Genomic DNA, 14,199 nt, shown 5'->3' on the forward strand with positions numbered 1-14,199 from the left:
GTTCGCAGACGCCGGCCAGGCGCACCAGGCCGAGGCGTTCCAGCCGCCGGATGTTGAGCAGGTGCGTGCGGCCGTGGCCACGCGCGCCCGCCAGGACGACGGGAAGCGGGGTGCGTACGGCGCTCATCCCTTCACCGCCCCCGCGCTGCTCATGCTGGGCTTCATCGCCTATCCCGTGCTCAGCGTCTTCTACTACAGCCTGCAGCACTACAACCCCACGAAGCCGTGGCGGAACGGCTTCGCCGGCTTCGACAACTTCACCCGGATCTTCACGGAGGACCCGCAGTTCTGGGGGACGCTGACCTTCAGCGTGAAGTGGGTCGCCGTCGAGGTGACGCTGCAGCTGCTGTTCGGTCTGGCGCTCGCGCTGATCGTCAACCAGACCTTCGTGGGCCGCGCGCTGGGACGCGCGCTGGTGTTCTCGCCCTGGGCGGTCTCCGGTGTGCTGACCTCCGCGATCTGGGTCCTGCTCTACAACTCCCAGACGGGCATCACCCGCTATCTCGCGGACCTGGGGATCGGCGAGTACGGCACGTCGCTGCTGTCCGACACGTCGACCGTGTTCTCGGCGGTGGTGGTCGCCGACCTGTGGCGGGGCGTTCCCTTCTTCGCCATCCTCATCCTCGCGGACCTGCAGTCGGTGCCGAAGGACCTGTACGAGGCGGCCGAGGTCGACGGGGCGGGACGGCTGCGGCAGTTCGTCCACATCACGCTGCCGCACCTCAAGGACGCGATCGTCCTCTCCACCCTGCTGCGGGCGGTGTGGGCGTATCCGAAGTTGTGCGCGTCGACACTGGTGTTGGCGATGTACAGCGGCAGCGTCGTCGTCTCGCCCGCCGGGCCGCCGCCGGGCCTGGGACGAGGTCCCGCGCTGGCAGATCTATCTGCCGCTCGGTGTCTACCTGCTCTTCACCCTCGTCCCCTTCTACTGGATCCTGCTCTTCGCCGTGCGGCCGGCGGGCTCGACCTCGCTCGTGCCGTGGCCGATGACGACCGAGCACTTCGAGAAGGTGTGGACGGAGCGCAGCTTCGCCACCTTCTTCCAGAACAGCCTGCTGATCGGTCTGGCGACGCTGGTGATGACGACGGTGATCGCGCTCGCCGGCGGATACGCGCTGGCCCGCTTCGACTTCCGCGTCAAGAAGGGCTTCATGCTGGCCCTGCTGTGCTCCCAGTTCGTCCCGGGGGCGCTGCTGCTGGTCCCGCTGTTCCAGATCTTCGCCAACCTGCGGATGATCAACTCGCTGGGCAGCGTCATCATCGCGGAGACCGTGTTCCAGCTCCCACTGTCCATGATCCTGATCAGCGGTTTCATCAAGAACGTGCCGTACTCCCTGGAGGAGGCGGCCTGGGTGGACGGCTGCAGCCGCTTCGCCGCGTTCCGCATCGTGGTGCTGCCCCTGCTGCGTCCCGGTCTGGTGGCCGTCGGCTCCTTCGCCTTCGTGCACGCCTGGAACCACTTCCTGTTCGCGCTGATGTTCCTCAGCAGCCAGGAGAAGCAGACGATCCCGGTCGGCCTGAACACCCTCATGGGCGCGGACAGCGTCGATCTGGGGGCGCTCGCGGCGGGCGGTGTCATCGCGGCCGTACCGGTGGTGATCGTGTTCGCCTTCATCCAGAAGTGGCTGGTCACCGGCTTCAGCGCGGGGGCGGTGAAGGGATGAGCGCCGTACGCACCCCGCTTCCCGTCGTCCTGGCGGGCGCGCGTGGCCACGGCCGCACGCACCTGCTCAACATCCGGCGGCTGGAACGCCTCGGCCTGGTGCGCCTGGCCGGCGTCTGCGAACTGCGCCCTCTGGACGCCGCGGAGCTGGAGGGCCCCGGCACGCAGCAGTCCGCCGACCTCGGGGAACTGCTGGCCGCCACCGGGGCCCGGATCGCGGTGGTCTGCACGCCGATCCAGACGCACACCGACCTGGCGCTGACCGCGGCCGGGCACGGGGCCCACCTGCTCCTGGAGAAGCCGCCGGCGCCGTCGTTCGCGGAGTTCCGCCGGATGGCGGACGGCGTCGCGGCGGCGGGCGTGGCGTGCCAGATCGGCTTCCAGTCGCTGGGCTCGCACGCGGTTCCCGCCGTCCGGGAGCTGGTCGCGGACGGCGTGATCGGTGAGCTGCTCGGCGTCGGCGCGGCCGGGGCGTGGGTGCGGGACGAGGCGTACTTCCGGCGTTCGCCCTGGGCGGGGCGCCGGCGTATGGACGGTGTCGACGTGGTCGACGGCGCGTTGACCAACCCGCTCGCGCACGCCGTGGCCACCGCGCTCGCGCTGGCCGGCAGCACTCGCGCCGAGGACGTGGTGTCGATCGAGCCCGAGTTGCTGCGGGCGTACGCGATCGAGTCGGACGACACGTCGTGCGTGCGGATCGGGACCGCCCGGGGTGTCCCGGTCACCGTCGCGGCGACCCTGTGCGCCGAGACGAACTCCGAGCCGTACGTGGTGGTGCACGGCACCCGGGGCCGCATCACCTTCTGGTACAAGCAGGACCGGGTGCTGCTCCAGCGGGGCGGGCACGGTCCGGAGGAGACCGTCCACGGCCGCACCGACCTGCTGGAGAACCTGGTCGGTCATGTGGCGGGCGGTGAGGCGCTGTGTGTGCCGCCCGAGGAGACCGGCGCGTTCATGCGGGTCGTGGAGGCGATCCGGCTGGCGCCCGACCCGGTGCGGCTGCCGGACGCCTGCTGGCGGGTCGAGGCGTCCGGGGCGGCGTCGCGGCGGATCGTCCACGGCGTCGACTCCCTCGTCGCCACGAGCGCCGACACCCTCGGCCTCTACTCCGAACTCGGCGCCCCGTGGGCGCTGCCGACCACGGTGGAGACCCGATGAAGCCCGCGTCGATCGAGCTGTGCTGCGCCGGCCGCCCGGTGGCGCGGTACGTCACGCGGCCGGAGCTGGATCCCCGGCATTCCCCCCGGCCGTATCTGCACCCTGTCACCACTCTGGGCGGGGTCCGGGTGACCGAGCTGATGCCGGAGGACCATCCGCACCACCTGGGTGCGGGCGTGGCCGTGCCGGATGTGGCGGGGCACAACTTCTGGGGTGGGCGGACCTTCGTCCGCGATCACGGACCGACGGCCCTGGACAACCACGGCGAGCAGCGGCACGACGGCTTCCGGCGCTCGGGGCCCGGTGGATTCGTCGAGGAGCTGAGCTGGTCCGCCGGGGACCGGGTGCTCCTGCGGGAGACGAGGACCGTGGCGACGGCGGAGGTGGGCGAGGCGGCCTGGGCGCTGGACCTCACCTTCTCGCTGACCGACGTGTCGGGCGAGGGGCTGTCGCTGGGCAGTCCCGCGACCAACGGACGCCCGGGCGCGGCCTACGGGGGCTTCTTCTGGCGCGCTCCCCGGGAGGCGACCGCTCCGGAGGTCTTCGGCGCGGACGCGGCGGGCGAGCGGGCGGTGCACGGGCGGCGGTCGGACTGGGTGGCGCTGGCCGGCGAGGGCTGGACGCTGGTCTTCGCGGGTGCGTCCGAGGAGACCCGGCGTGATCCGTGGTTCGTCCGGGCGGCCGAGTACCCGGGGGTCGGTTCCTCCCTCGCCCACGCCGACCGGCTGGTCGTCGCGCCCGGCGGAACGCTCGTCCGGCGGGTGGTCGTCGTGGTGGCGGACGGCCGGCTCGACCGGGCCGGCGCCACGGCGGCGGTGCGCGAGGCGGTGGCCGCGTGAAGGGGGCCGTGCGCACCGGAGACCTCGGGAACGGGACCTACCGCAATCCCGTCCTGGCCGCGGACTGGTCCGATCCGGACGTGCTGCGCGTCGGCGAGGACTACTACCTCACCGCCTCCAGCTTCGGCCGGGTCCCCGGACTGCCGCTGCTGCACTCCCGGGACCTGGTCAACTGGACGCTCGTCGGGCACGCGCTGGACAGGCTGCCGCCGGAGGCCGCGTACGCGGTCCCCCGGCACGACGGCGGGGTGTGGGCTCCCTCCCTGCGCCACCACGACGGCCGGTTCCGGATCTTCTGGGGCGACCCCGACCACGGCATCTGGCAGGTGAACTCCCCTTCCGTGCGTGGGCCGTGGAGCACTCCGAAGCTGGTGAAGGCGGGTCGTGGACTCATCGACCCGTGTCCGCTGTGGGACGAGGAGACCGGTGAGGCGTATCTGGTGCACGCCTGGGCCAAGTCCCGTTCGGGGGTCAACAACCGGCTCACCGGGCACCGGATGAGTCCGGACGGCGAGCGGCTCCTCGACGGCGGGCGGACGATCGTCGACGCGGACCGGATCCCCGGCTGGTTCACGCTCGAAGGGCCGAAGCTGTACCGGCACGACGGCTGGTTCTGGATCCTCGCCCCGGCCGGCGGTGTGGCCACCGGTTGGCAGGGGGCGTTCCGCTCGCGCTCGTTCTTCGGGCCCTACGAGGAGCGGATCGTCCTGGAGCAGGGGGACACCGAGGTCAACGGCCCCCACCAGGGCGGCTGGGTGCGGACGCAGCACGGCGAGGACTGGTTCGTGCACTTCCAGCAGCGCGGGGCGTACGGGCGGCTCGTCCATCTGCAGCCCATGCGCTGGGGTGCGGACGGATGGCCGGTGCTCGGCGCGCGGGGCGTGCCCGTGCCGGTGCATGCCAAGCCCGCCCTGCCGGAGCAGCCGCCGTCCGCGCCCGCCACGGACGACATGTTCCCCGGGGGCCGGTTCGGGCGTCAGTGGCAGTGGACGGCCAACCCCGTCGACGGCTGGACGACGCATCATTCCGGCGACGGGCTGTGGCTCGACTGCGGCCGCACGGAGCGGATCGACGATCTCCGCGCGCTGCCGCACCTGCTCACCCAGCGGCTGCCGGCGAGGCCGGGCACGGTCGAGGTGGAGCTGCGGCTCGCGGGCGGGTCGCCGGGGGCGCGTGCCGGGCTCGTGGTGCTCGGCGACGCCTACGCCTGGATCGGGCTGGAGCGCGCCGCCGACGGCTCGGTCCGCCTCGTGCACCGGTTCGCCCCGGCCAACGCCGAGGAGGAACGGGMCGCGGCGGCCCCGCGGCCCGCTCCCGGCGACCGGGTCAGGTTACGGATCGAGCTGCTCTCCGGAGCGCGCGTCCGCTTCTCGTACGCCGCCGTCGACGGCACGGACTTCACGGTCTGCGGGCAGGTCTTCGCCGCCACGCCCTGGCGCTGGGTCGGGGCCCTGCTCGGCCTCTTCGCCGCGGCGCCACCGGGTACCGGCGCCGCCGGCACCGCCGCGTTCACGTCCTTCCGCGTCAGCCCCTGAACCCGCCCGGACCCCCGGGCGCGCTCCACCGCTCGACCTCCCCACGTCCGTACCCGCACGCTCGGCGCCGCCGAGCGGCCTTCAGCACACCCCTCACGTCCCATCACCCCCGCAAGACCCGAGAGAAGAGAGCCGATGATGACCATCTTCCGCAACGGGCGCAGAGCCGCCTGTGCCCTGGCCCTGACCACCGTGCTCGCCCTGACCGCCACCGCCTGCGGTGACGACGGCAGCGGCGCGGCCGGCGACAAGGGCAACGAGGGCGCGGGCAAGGGAGAGATCACCTTCTGGGACAACAACGGCGGTGTGCGCACCGAGGTCTGGAAGGAGATCATCAAGGACTTCGAGAAGCAGAACCCCGACATCAAGGTGACGTACGTCGGGATCGCCTCGACCGAGGTGCAGTCCAAGTACGACACGGCGATCCAGGGCGGCGGCCTGCCGGACGTCGGCGGCGTCGGGGCCGCGATGCTCGCGGGCATCGCCGCCCAGAACGCCCTCGAGCCGCTCGACGCCCGGATCGACGGCAGCTCGCTGAAGGGCAAGCTGAACGCGGGCATGGTCGACAGCGTGAAGTCCGCCGGCGGCCAGGGGAAGATGTTCACGGTCCCCACCTCGGCCAGCAACGGCGTCCTCTACTACCGCACGGACCTCTTCCAGGCGGCCGGCCTCGAGGAGCCCACCACCTGGTCGAAGTTCTACGCGGCGGCCGACAAGCTGACGCAGAAGGACAAGAACCGCTTCGGCTACACGATCCGCGGCGGTGCGGGCTCGATCGCCCAGGCGCTGGACGCCATGTACGGCCAGAGCGGCATCAAGAGCTTCTGGAACGGCGACCGGACGACCGTCGACGACCCGGCGAACGTGGCGGCGCTGGAGAAGTACGTGGGCCTGTTCAAGAAGAACACCCCGGCGGCGGACGTCAACAACGACTTCACCAAGATGGTCGCCCAGTGGGACAGCGGCGAGATCGGCATGCTGAACCACAACCTGGGTTCGTACAAGGACCACGTGAAGGCCCTGGGCACCGGGAAGTTCCGGGGCATCCCCAACCCGACCATGGACGACGGCACCCGGGTGCAGGTGTCCAACCCGGTCGACGGCCTCGGGCTCTTCTCGTCGAGCAAGAACAAGGCGGCCGCCTGGAAGTTCATCGAGTTCGCCGCCTCGCACGCCTCCAACAGCAAGTGGAACGAGTCGGCGGGCGCGATCCCGGCCAACACCGAGGCGGCCGGCGACGCGTGGATCGGGAAGGCCGAGCCGACGAAGCTCGCCGCCGAGGCACTCTTCAGCGGCAAGGCCACGATCGTGCAGCTGCCGTACTACCTGCCCGACTGGAACACCATCTCCAAGGCCGACAACGAGCCCGCCTTCCAGAAGGTCCTGCTCGGCAAGTCCACGGCGAAGGAGTTCCTGAGCAGCCTGGCCGAGCAGCTGAACGCGGCGCAGGCCGAGTGGAAGTCGCAGGCGAAGTGACCTTCACCCGCCGCCGGTTGGTCACGGCCGGGGCGGGCCTCGCGCTCGCCCTGGCCGCGGCCCCCGCCACGGCCGCCGGCGCGGCCGCGCACCGACCCCGAGGACCCCGCCGTATGCGCACCGTCCACCTCGCCGGCGACTCCACCGCCGCGCAGAAGTACGCCGACGCCGCCCCCGAGACCGGCTGGGGCATGGTGCTCCCCTTCTTCCTGCACAAGGGCGCCGAGGTCGCCAACCACGCCGTCAACGGGCGCAGCACCAAGAGCTTCCTCGACGAGGGGCGGCTGGACCCGATCCTGGCCGCGATCCGTCCCGGCGACCTGCTGCTGGTCCAGTTCGGGCACAACGACCAGAAGACCGAGGATCCCACCCGGTACACCGATCCCTGGGGTTCCTACCAGGACAACCTGCGCCTGTTCGTCGAAGGCGCCCGGGAGCGCGGGGCCCTGCCCGTGCTGGCCACCTCCGTCGAACGGCGCAGGTTCGCCGCGGACGGCACGGCCCTGCGGACCCACGGGGAGTACCCGGCCGCGATGCGGGAGGTGGCCCGGGAGGAGGGGGTCGCCCTGCTCGACGTCCAGGAGCAGTCCCTGGCGCTGTGGCAGAAGCTCGGCCCGGAGACGACGAAGTCGTACTTCAACTGGACGCCGACCGAGCAGGACAACACCCATTTCAACCCGCCGGGCGCGATCGCCGTTGCCCGGCTGGTCGCGGCCTCGCTGCTGCACACGCGTGTCCTCGCCCCGGGCGACACGCGCCGACTCGACCAGGAGATCCCCACGGAGTGGATCACCTGGCCCGAACCCGAGGAGAGCCGAGCATGAGACACACGCAGTCATGGGTGGTGGGCGCCACCGCCCTCGTCCTCAGCGTCACGGGCGGCCTCGCCGCGCCGGCGGCGGCCCACGGCGGCCACGACCCGGCCCGCCAGACCCTGCCCGCGCGGGACGGCTGGGCGTCGGAGGGCACCGGGACGACCGGCGGGGCGGCGGCCGTCGCCTCGCGCGTCTTCACCGTCTCCACCTGGGAGGAGCTCCGGACCGCGCTCGCGGTCCCGGGCACCGAGCCCCGGATCGTGAAGGTGCGCGGCACCCTGAACGCCACCTCCGCGGGCTGCGCGGCCTTCGAGGCCGCCGGCTACGACTTCGCCCGGTACCTCGCCGACTACGACCCGGCGGTCTGGGGGTACACGACGGAGGTCAGCGGCCCCCAGGAGGACCTGCGGGCGGCGTCCGCCGCGGCCCAGGGCAAGGCGATCAAGGCGTACGTCCCGGCCAACACGACGATCGTAGGGATCGGCCGGAACGCGGGCATCACGGGGGGCAGCCTCCAGATCCAGGGCGTCGACAACGTCGTGATCCGCAACCTCACGCTGGAGAGCCCGCTCGACTGCTTCCCGCAGTGGGACCCGACGGACGGGGCGACCGGGGCCTGGAACTCCGAGTACGACAGCATGGTCGTCTACGGCTCCACCCACGTGTGGGTGGACCACAACACCTTCACCGACGGCGCCCACCCGGACAGTTCGCTGCCCTCGTACTACGGCGAGGTCTACCAGCAGCACGACGGTGAACTGGACGTCGTGCGCGGCGCGGACCTGGTCACCGTCTCCTGGAACGTCTTCGCCGACCACGACAAGACGCTGATGATCGGCAACAGCGACAGCGCGGGCGCGACCGACCGGGACAGGCTGCGGGTCACGCTGCACCACAACCTCTTCTCCGACGTCGGCGAGCGGGCGCCGCGGGTCCGCTTCGGCAAGGTGGACGCGTACAACAACCACTTCGTGGTGCCCGGTCCCGGTTACGTGTACAGCTTCGGGATCGGGCTGGAATCCCAGCTCGTGGCGGAGCGGAACGCGTTCACCCTCGGCCCGGACGTTCCGGCCGGACAGATCCTGAAGAAGTGGAAGGACGCTCCGGKCACCACGAAGGACAACCTGGTCAACCGCGCGCCCGTCGATCTGCTCGCCGTGCACAACGCCCAGTTCCCGGCCGAGGTCCTGCGCGAGGGCGCCGGATGGACCCCGGTCCTGCGGGCGCGGGTCGACGACCCGCAGGCGGTGCCCGGACTCGTCGGCCACCGGGCGGGCGCCGGCCGACTGCGCTGACCGGCGCCGGCCGAGGGCGGCGCCCGGGGCGTACCCCCGAGACCGGTCCGACCGACGGCGCTCTCTCGCGGGTCCACGTCCCGTTCGCCGCCCTCCGCCCGTCGCCCGCCACCTCCCCGCGTCGCGCACCTCGCCCGACCACCTCTCCCTCCCCCCTCTTCTCGCCCAGCGAAGGAGCTTCCGCATGCCCGCGGATCCCGCACGGGCGGCCGTCGGCCGCCGTTCCCTGCTCGGCCTCGGCGCCGGGACGGCGCTCGCCCTCGCGCTGCCCGCGGCTCCGGCCGCCGCGCACGACGGCGGCGCGCCGTTCGGCCGCTTCGGTTCCCCCGCCGCCCGGCGGGACGCGCGCACGCTGTACGTCCACCCCGACGGCCTCGGCGACCACACCGGTGTCCAGGCGGCGGTGGACGCCACGAGCGGCGCCGGCTGGACGCTGGTGATCGCCCCGGGCGTCTACCGCGAGAGGGTCGCCGTCGGCACCGCGCGTGCCGACATGACCTGGATCGGCGCGACCGGCAACCCGCGTGACGTGACCGTCGTCCACGACACGGCGGCGGGCACGCCACGGCCCGACGGCGGCACCCACGGCACCTCCGGCTCCGCCACGACCACCGTCCAGGCGGACGGCTTCACCGCGCAGGGCCTCACCTTCGCCAACGACTTCCTGCGCACCGACCTCCCCGGCAACCCGGGCACGCAGGCCGTCGCCCTGAAGGTGCAGGGCGACCGGTCGGCGTTCTTCCACTGCCGCTTCCTGGGGCACCAGGACACGCTCTACGCCGACTCGACGGCCCTCGCCACCGTCGCCCGCCAGTACTTCGCGCACTGTCACGTCGAGGGCGACGTCGACTTCGTCTTCGGCCGGGCCCGCGCGGTCTTCGAGCACTGCCGGTTCCGCGCCCTGGACCGGCCGGACCTGACGGCTCCGCCCTTCGGCTTCGTCCTCGCCCCGTCCACGGCGCGCGACAACCCGTACGGCTTCCTGGTCAGCCGCTGCCGGGTGAGCGGTGCGGCTCCCGACGGCTTCCACAAGCTGGCCCGTCCCTGGGTGCCGAGCTCGGACCCGACGGCGTGGCCCTCCCTCGTCGTGCGCGACAGCTTCCTCGACGCCGGCGTCGACGCGATGGCCCCGTACGCGAACATGCGGGACAGCGCTCCGTGGCAGGAGCAGCGCTTCGCCGAGTTCCGGAACACCGGCCCGGGCGCGCGGATCACCGTCCCGGAGAACCGGCCGCAGCTCTCCCCGGCCGCGGCCCGGTCGGCGACCCGGGAGACGTACCTCGCGGACTGGCACCCGGCCCCGGTCCGGTGACGCCGCCCGCCGCCTCGGCGCCCGGGACCGCGAACGCCGCTGCTGCTGCCGCGTCGTACGCTCCCGTTCCAGGCGGGAGGGTCAGCCGTCGAACGCCCTGCCGGGGAGCCCCTGGCCGATGCCGGGCAGGACGAGGAGGGAGCCGGCGGGCTCCGGCGCGACGGGGAGTCCGGTGCGGGCGGTGGTGACGTACAGGTCGCGCAGCCCGGGGCCGCCGAAGGCGCAGGCCGTCGGGCGGGCGACGGGCAGCTCGACGGTGCGGTCGAGCGCGCCGTCCGGGGTGTAGCGGCGCAGCTGCCCGCCGTCCCAGAGGGCGATCCAGACGCAGCCGTCGGCGTCCACGGTGAGGCCGTCGGGGAAGCCTGCGCCCGCTTCGAGGCGGACGAACTCCCGGCGCTCGCGGACCCGTCCGTCCACGACCCTCAGGGTGTCGACCCGGCGGGTGGAGCTGTCGACGTAGTACGCGAGCGTGGTGTCGTGGGGGCTCCAGCCGATGCCGTTGCTGACGCCGACGCGGTCGATGAGCGGGCTGGGGGTGCCGTCGGGTGCGATGCGGGTGAGGGTTCCGCCGTCGGGGGCCTCGTCGTAGCGCATCGTGCCGGCCCACAGGCTGCCGTCCGGCGCGACGGCGGCGTCGTTGCCCCGGCGTCCGGGCACGGGGTCGTGCAGCAGCCAGGAGAAGGTCCCGTCGGGTGCGTACAGCCCGGTCCCGTCACGGAGGTTGGCGACGAGCCCGCCGCCGGAGCGGGGCTTGGCGGCGCCGACGTGCTGGTCGACGCGGAGCGTGGAGGTCCGGCCGGTGCCCGGTGCGTAGGTGTGGATCCGGCAGCCGAGGATGTCGACCCAGACCAGGCGGTCCCCGGCGGTGTCCCAGGTGGGTCCCTCGCCGAGTTCGGCGTCCGCCCGTACGGCGATCTCCGGTGTCACCGGGTACCCCGGTGACCGAGCCGGAGCGACAGGTCGTGGGCGCCCTTGGCGGCGAGGGCGGCGAGTTCGTCCTCGCGCTCGCGGCTCCAGCGGATCACCGGCACGGAGATGGACAGGGCGGCGACGACCTGACCGGAGCCGTCGCGGACGGGTGCGGCGACGCAGCTGACGTCGGGGTTGGACTCGCGGTGTTCGAGGGCGGTGCCGCGGGCGCGGATCTCGGCCAGCGCGCTGCGCAGGGCATCGGGGTCGGTGATGCTGTGCGGTGTCATGCGGGCCAGTTCGCGGCCTTCGACACGGGCGTCGAACTCCGCCTCGGGAAGGAAGGCGAGAAGCGCCTTGCCGACGGAGGTGCAGTGCGCGGGGAGCCGGCGGCCGGCCGCGGAGACCATGCGGACGGCGTGGGTGGAGTCCACCTTCGCGACGTAGATGACGTCGAGGTCCTCCAGCAGGGCGACGTGCACGGTCTCGTCGCAGGTGTCGGCGATCTCGCGGGCGACGGCCTGCCCTTCGGCGGCGAGGTCGAGCTGTTCGGCGTAGCGGCTGCCGAGCTGGTAGGTGCGCACGCCGAGGCGGTAGCGGCCCGGCTGCTGCGGTATCTGCGTGAGGTAGTTGCGGGCGGCCAGAGTGGTGATCAGCTCGTGCGTGGTGGTGCGCGGCAGCCCGAGCCGGCGGGTGATCTCGGGAGCGGAGAGCGTCTCCTCGCCCTGGAGGAACAGTTCCAGGATGTCGAATGCCCTGGTCACCGCGGGAACCAGACGTCCCATGAGCGTCCACCCACCCTCTTCGTTCGGTATGGCGTTCATTGCTCGATATCGCGAACACAGGCTAACCACAGGCTTGTTCGCCGGGCAATGGCCCGTGTGCGGGCCATTGACACCCGCCGAGGGCCTGATTACGGTCACGCCACCATTTCGAACGTGTGACGAAATATCGAACGACCTGGAGGCAACGGGCGTGCGGATCACGGGAATCACCACACATGTCGTCGGGACGCCCTGGCGCAACCTGACCTATGTCCAGGTGCACACCGACGAGGGTCTGACCGGTGTCGGGGAGACCCGCATGCTGGGCCGCACGGACGCGCTGCTCGGCTACCTCCGGGAGGCGGAGGCCAACCACATCGCCGGCTCCGACCCGTTCGCGGTCGAGGACCTGGTCCGGCGGATGAAGTACGGCGACTACGGTCGCGCCGGCGAGATCGTGATGTCCGGCATCGCGGTCGTGGAGACGGCCTGCTGGGACATCAAGGGCAAGGCGCTCGGCGTGCCGGTCTGGCAGTTGCTCGGCGGCAGCGTGACGGACCGGGTGAAGGCGTACGCCAACGGCTGGTACACCACGGAGCGGACCCCGGAGGCCTACCACGAGGCGGCGCGTGAGGTGGTGGCGCGCGGCTACCGGGCTCTGAAGATCGACCCGTTCGGCACCGGTCACCTCGAACTGGACGCCGAGCGCTCGCGGTACGCGGTCTCGCTGATCGAGGCGGTCCGGGACGCGATCGGGCCGGACGTGGAACTGATGCTGGAGATGCACGGGCGGTTCTCGCCGGCCACGGCGATCCGCCTGGCGCGCGAACTCGCGCCGTTCCGGCCCGCGTGGCTGGAGGAGCCGGTGCCGCCGGAGAACCTGAAGGCGCTGCGGAAGGTCGCCGACAAGGTCGACCTGCCGATCGCGACCGGGGAACGCATCCACGACCGGATCGAGTTCCGCGAGCTCTTCGAGTCGCAGGCGGCCGACGTCATCCAGCCCGACCTCGGACATCTCGGCGGCATCCTGGAGACCCGCAAGCTGGCCGCCACGGCCGAGACCCACTACGTGATGGTCGCCCCGCACAACGTGGGCGGCTCGGTGCTCACCGCCGCCTCGCTCCAGCTCGCCGCGTGCACACCGAACTTCAAGATCCTGGAGCACTTCAACGACTTCGCCGACGCGGAGATCAAGAAGGTGGTCCACGGCGCTCCCGAGGTCGATCCCGGGACGGGCTGCTTCGCGGTGTCGCACGCCCCGGGGCTCGGCGTCGAACTGGACGTGGACGCGGCGGCCGAGTTCCCGCAGCGTCGGGCCCGCTTCGACCTGTGGGCCGAGGGCTGGGAGCGGAGGGCCCCGAAGTGAGCGACGCCGAGGGGCGCCTCGGCGCCGGCCGGGCCGGCGGGGTGACGGGCGCCGGCCGGGCGGCCGTCAGCCGGTCCGTCGTGGTCGAGGCGCCCGGGCAACACCGGCTGGTCGAGGGGCGGGTGCCCGAGCCCGGCGCCGGCGAGGTCCGGTTGCGGGTCGCCGCCGCCGGGATCTGCATGAGCGACCGGGAGGTGTACGAGGGGCGCCGCGACCCGGGCTACGTCCGCTACCCGCTCGTCCCCGGCCACGAGTGGTCCGGCACGGTGGACGCCGTGGGCGCGGGGGTCGACGCCTCGCTGCTGGGCCGCAAGGCGGTCGCCGAGGGCTTTCGGGCCTGCGGGGTCTGCGCGCGGTGCCGGGCCGGGGAGACCAGTCTGTGCACCGCCGGGTACGCGGAGACCGGCTTCACCGAACCGGGCGCCTTCGCCGACCACGTGGTGGTCCCCGCCCGGCTGCTGCACCCGCTGCCCGACGACGCCGACCTGCGGGCCGCCGCGCTGCTCGAACCGGCAGCCGTGGTCGCCGCGGCGGTCCGGGCGGGCCGCCCCCGCCCGGGCGAGCGCGTCGCCGTCGTCGGAGCCGGCACCCTGGGGCTGCTCGCCGTCCAGCTGCTCGCCGCGGCCACCCCCGCCGAACTGGCCGTGGTCGAGCCGCGCGCCGCCCGCGGCGAGCAGGCCCTGCGGCACGGCGCCAGCGAGCTCCTGACGCCGCGCGAGGCGGAGGCGGCGACCGGCCGCTTCGATCTGGTGGTGGAGACGGCCGGCGCGCCGACGACCGCCGCAGCCTCGTGCCTGCTGGCCCGCCGGGGCGGGCGGGTGGTGCTGACCGGGATGTTCACGGCGGGCGCGACCGGCATCGACCCGGTGCACCTCTCGCTCAGCCAGCTGGAGGTGCGCAGCGTCTTCGGGGCGTCGTCGTCGGCCTGGACCGACGCCGTGCGCGCGTTCTCGCTCGGCCTGCTCGACCCTGCGCCGCTGATCAGCCACGAGTTCCCGCTGGAGCGTTTCGCGGAGGCGATCGCCCTGGTCGGCGGTGGCGACGCGAAGACGGGAAAGGTCCTGCTG

12 protein-coding genes and 2 pseudogenes are annotated in these 14,199 nt (G+C 72.8%); 11 read left to right on the forward strand and 3 right to left on the reverse strand.

Translation table 11 applies throughout. The features are described 5' to 3' along the window. A pseudogene (locus EAO71_RS38385) lies at nt 1-127 on the reverse strand (gfo/Idh/MocA family oxidoreductase); the annotation flags it as partial. On the opposite strand from EAO71_RS38385, the pseudogene EAO71_RS39870 reads away from it, so the two are divergent. From EAO71_RS39870 to EAO71_RS00755, 9 genes and pseudogenes are all read left to right on the forward strand, one after another. Continuing rightward, a pseudogene (locus EAO71_RS39870) lies at nt 74-772 on the forward strand (carbohydrate ABC transporter permease); the annotation flags it as partial. The pseudogenes EAO71_RS38385 and EAO71_RS39870 sit on opposite strands and share 54 nt — an antisense overlap. Next, the gene (locus tag EAO71_RS00720; protein ID WP_147975830.1) at nt 771-1,664 is read left to right on the forward strand and encodes a carbohydrate ABC transporter permease; all 894 of its coding nucleotides are present in this window, start codon (nt 771-773) and stop codon (nt 1,662-1,664) included. The pseudogene EAO71_RS39870 and the gene EAO71_RS00720, both read left to right, overlap by 2 nt. Continuing rightward, nucleotides 1,661-2,821: a Gfo/Idh/MocA family protein gene (locus EAO71_RS00725; RefSeq protein WP_147975831.1), complete on the forward strand. Its 1,161-nt coding sequence runs from the start codon at nt 1,661-1,663 to the stop codon at nt 2,819-2,821. The genes EAO71_RS00720 and EAO71_RS00725 overlap by 4 nt, the downstream gene beginning before the upstream one ends. Then, the gene (locus EAO71_RS00730; RefSeq protein WP_147975805.1) at nt 2,818-3,660 is read left to right on the forward strand and encodes a DUF6807 domain-containing protein; all 843 of its coding nucleotides are present in this window, start codon (nt 2,818-2,820) and stop codon (nt 3,658-3,660) included. The genes EAO71_RS00725 and EAO71_RS00730 overlap by 4 nt, the downstream gene beginning before the upstream one ends. An 8-nt stretch (nt 3,661-3,668) precedes the next feature. Next, complete coding sequence (locus EAO71_RS00735) at nt 3,669-5,195, forward strand: glycoside hydrolase family 43 protein (RefSeq protein WP_147975806.1); 1,527 nt, start codon at nt 3,669-3,671, stop codon at nt 5,193-5,195. Between the two features lie 138 nt (nt 5,196-5,333). Continuing rightward, complete coding sequence (locus EAO71_RS00740; RefSeq protein WP_147975832.1) at nt 5,334-6,671, forward strand: ABC transporter substrate-binding protein; 1,338 nt, start codon at nt 5,334-5,336, stop codon at nt 6,669-6,671. Next, entirely contained in the window at nt 6,668-7,495 is an 828-nt protein-coding gene (locus EAO71_RS00745; protein ID WP_410093922.1) for a rhamnogalacturonan acetylesterase, read from the forward strand. The genes EAO71_RS00740 and EAO71_RS00745 overlap by 4 nt, the downstream gene beginning before the upstream one ends. Beyond that, nucleotides 7,492-8,781, forward strand: coding sequence for a pectate lyase family protein (locus EAO71_RS00750; RefSeq protein ID WP_147975808.1), 1,290 nt, complete (start codon nt 7,492-7,494; stop codon nt 8,779-8,781). Before EAO71_RS00745 ends, EAO71_RS00750 begins: the two co-directional genes overlap by 4 nt. A gap of 184 nt (nt 8,782-8,965) precedes the next feature. Then, nucleotides 8,966-10,093, forward strand: a complete 1,128-nt coding sequence (locus tag EAO71_RS00755) for a pectinesterase family protein (protein WP_147975809.1) — start codon at nt 8,966-8,968, stop codon at nt 10,091-10,093. An 81-nt stretch (nt 10,094-10,174) separates the two neighbouring features. Here EAO71_RS00755 and EAO71_RS00760 read toward each other — a convergent pair whose 3' ends face one another. Together EAO71_RS00760 and EAO71_RS00765 are read right to left on the reverse strand one after the other, a co-directional pair. Then, nucleotides 10,175-11,020, reverse strand: coding sequence for an SMP-30/gluconolactonase/LRE family protein (locus tag EAO71_RS00760; RefSeq protein WP_147975810.1), 846 nt, complete (start codon nt 11,018-11,020; stop codon nt 10,175-10,177). Further along, nucleotides 11,017-11,787 carry an IclR family transcriptional regulator gene (locus EAO71_RS00765; RefSeq protein ID WP_147975811.1) on the reverse strand — a complete coding sequence of 257 codons (771 nt, stop codon included), beginning with the start codon at nt 11,785-11,787 and terminating at the stop codon, nt 11,017-11,019. The genes EAO71_RS00760 and EAO71_RS00765 overlap by 4 nt, the downstream gene beginning before the upstream one ends. A 190-nt stretch (nt 11,788-11,977) precedes the next feature. On the opposite strand from EAO71_RS00765, the gene EAO71_RS00770 reads away from it, so the two are divergent. Together EAO71_RS00770 and EAO71_RS00775 are read left to right on the forward strand one after the other, a co-directional pair. Further along, a complete protein-coding gene (locus tag EAO71_RS00770) occupies nt 11,978-13,132 on the forward strand; it encodes a mandelate racemase/muconate lactonizing enzyme family protein (protein WP_147975812.1) in 1,155 nt (384 codons plus the stop codon). Nucleotides 13,133-13,173: 41 nt separating this feature from the next. Next, nucleotides 13,174-14,199 (forward strand): zinc-dependent alcohol dehydrogenase (locus tag EAO71_RS00775; RefSeq protein ID WP_147975833.1); only part of this gene is annotated, 1,026 nt, incomplete at its 3' end.

The sequence above is a fragment of the Streptomyces sp. MS191 genome (assembly GCF_008042125.1).
GTDB lineage: Bacteria > Actinomycetota > Actinomycetes > Streptomycetales > Streptomycetaceae > Streptomyces.

Coding starts and splice junctions, on each gene's coding strand:
- EAO71_RS00725 (WP_147975831.1), top strand. CDS start 1,661: ATGAGCGCCGTACGCACCCCGCTTCCCGTCGTCCTGGCGGGCGCGCGT.
- EAO71_RS00740 (WP_147975832.1), top strand. CDS start 5,334: ATGACCATCTTCCGCAACGGGCGCAGAGCCGCCTGTGCCCTGGCCCTG.
- EAO71_RS00765 (WP_147975811.1), bottom strand. CDS start 11,787: ATGGGACGTCTGGTTCCCGCGGTGACCAGGGCATTCGACATCCTGGAA.
- EAO71_RS00755 (WP_147975809.1), top strand. CDS start 8,966: ATGCCCGCGGATCCCGCACGGGCGGCCGTCGGCCGCCGTTCCCTGCTC.
- EAO71_RS00730 (WP_147975805.1), top strand. CDS start 2,818: ATGAAGCCCGCGTCGATCGAGCTGTGCTGCGCCGGCCGCCCGGTGGCG.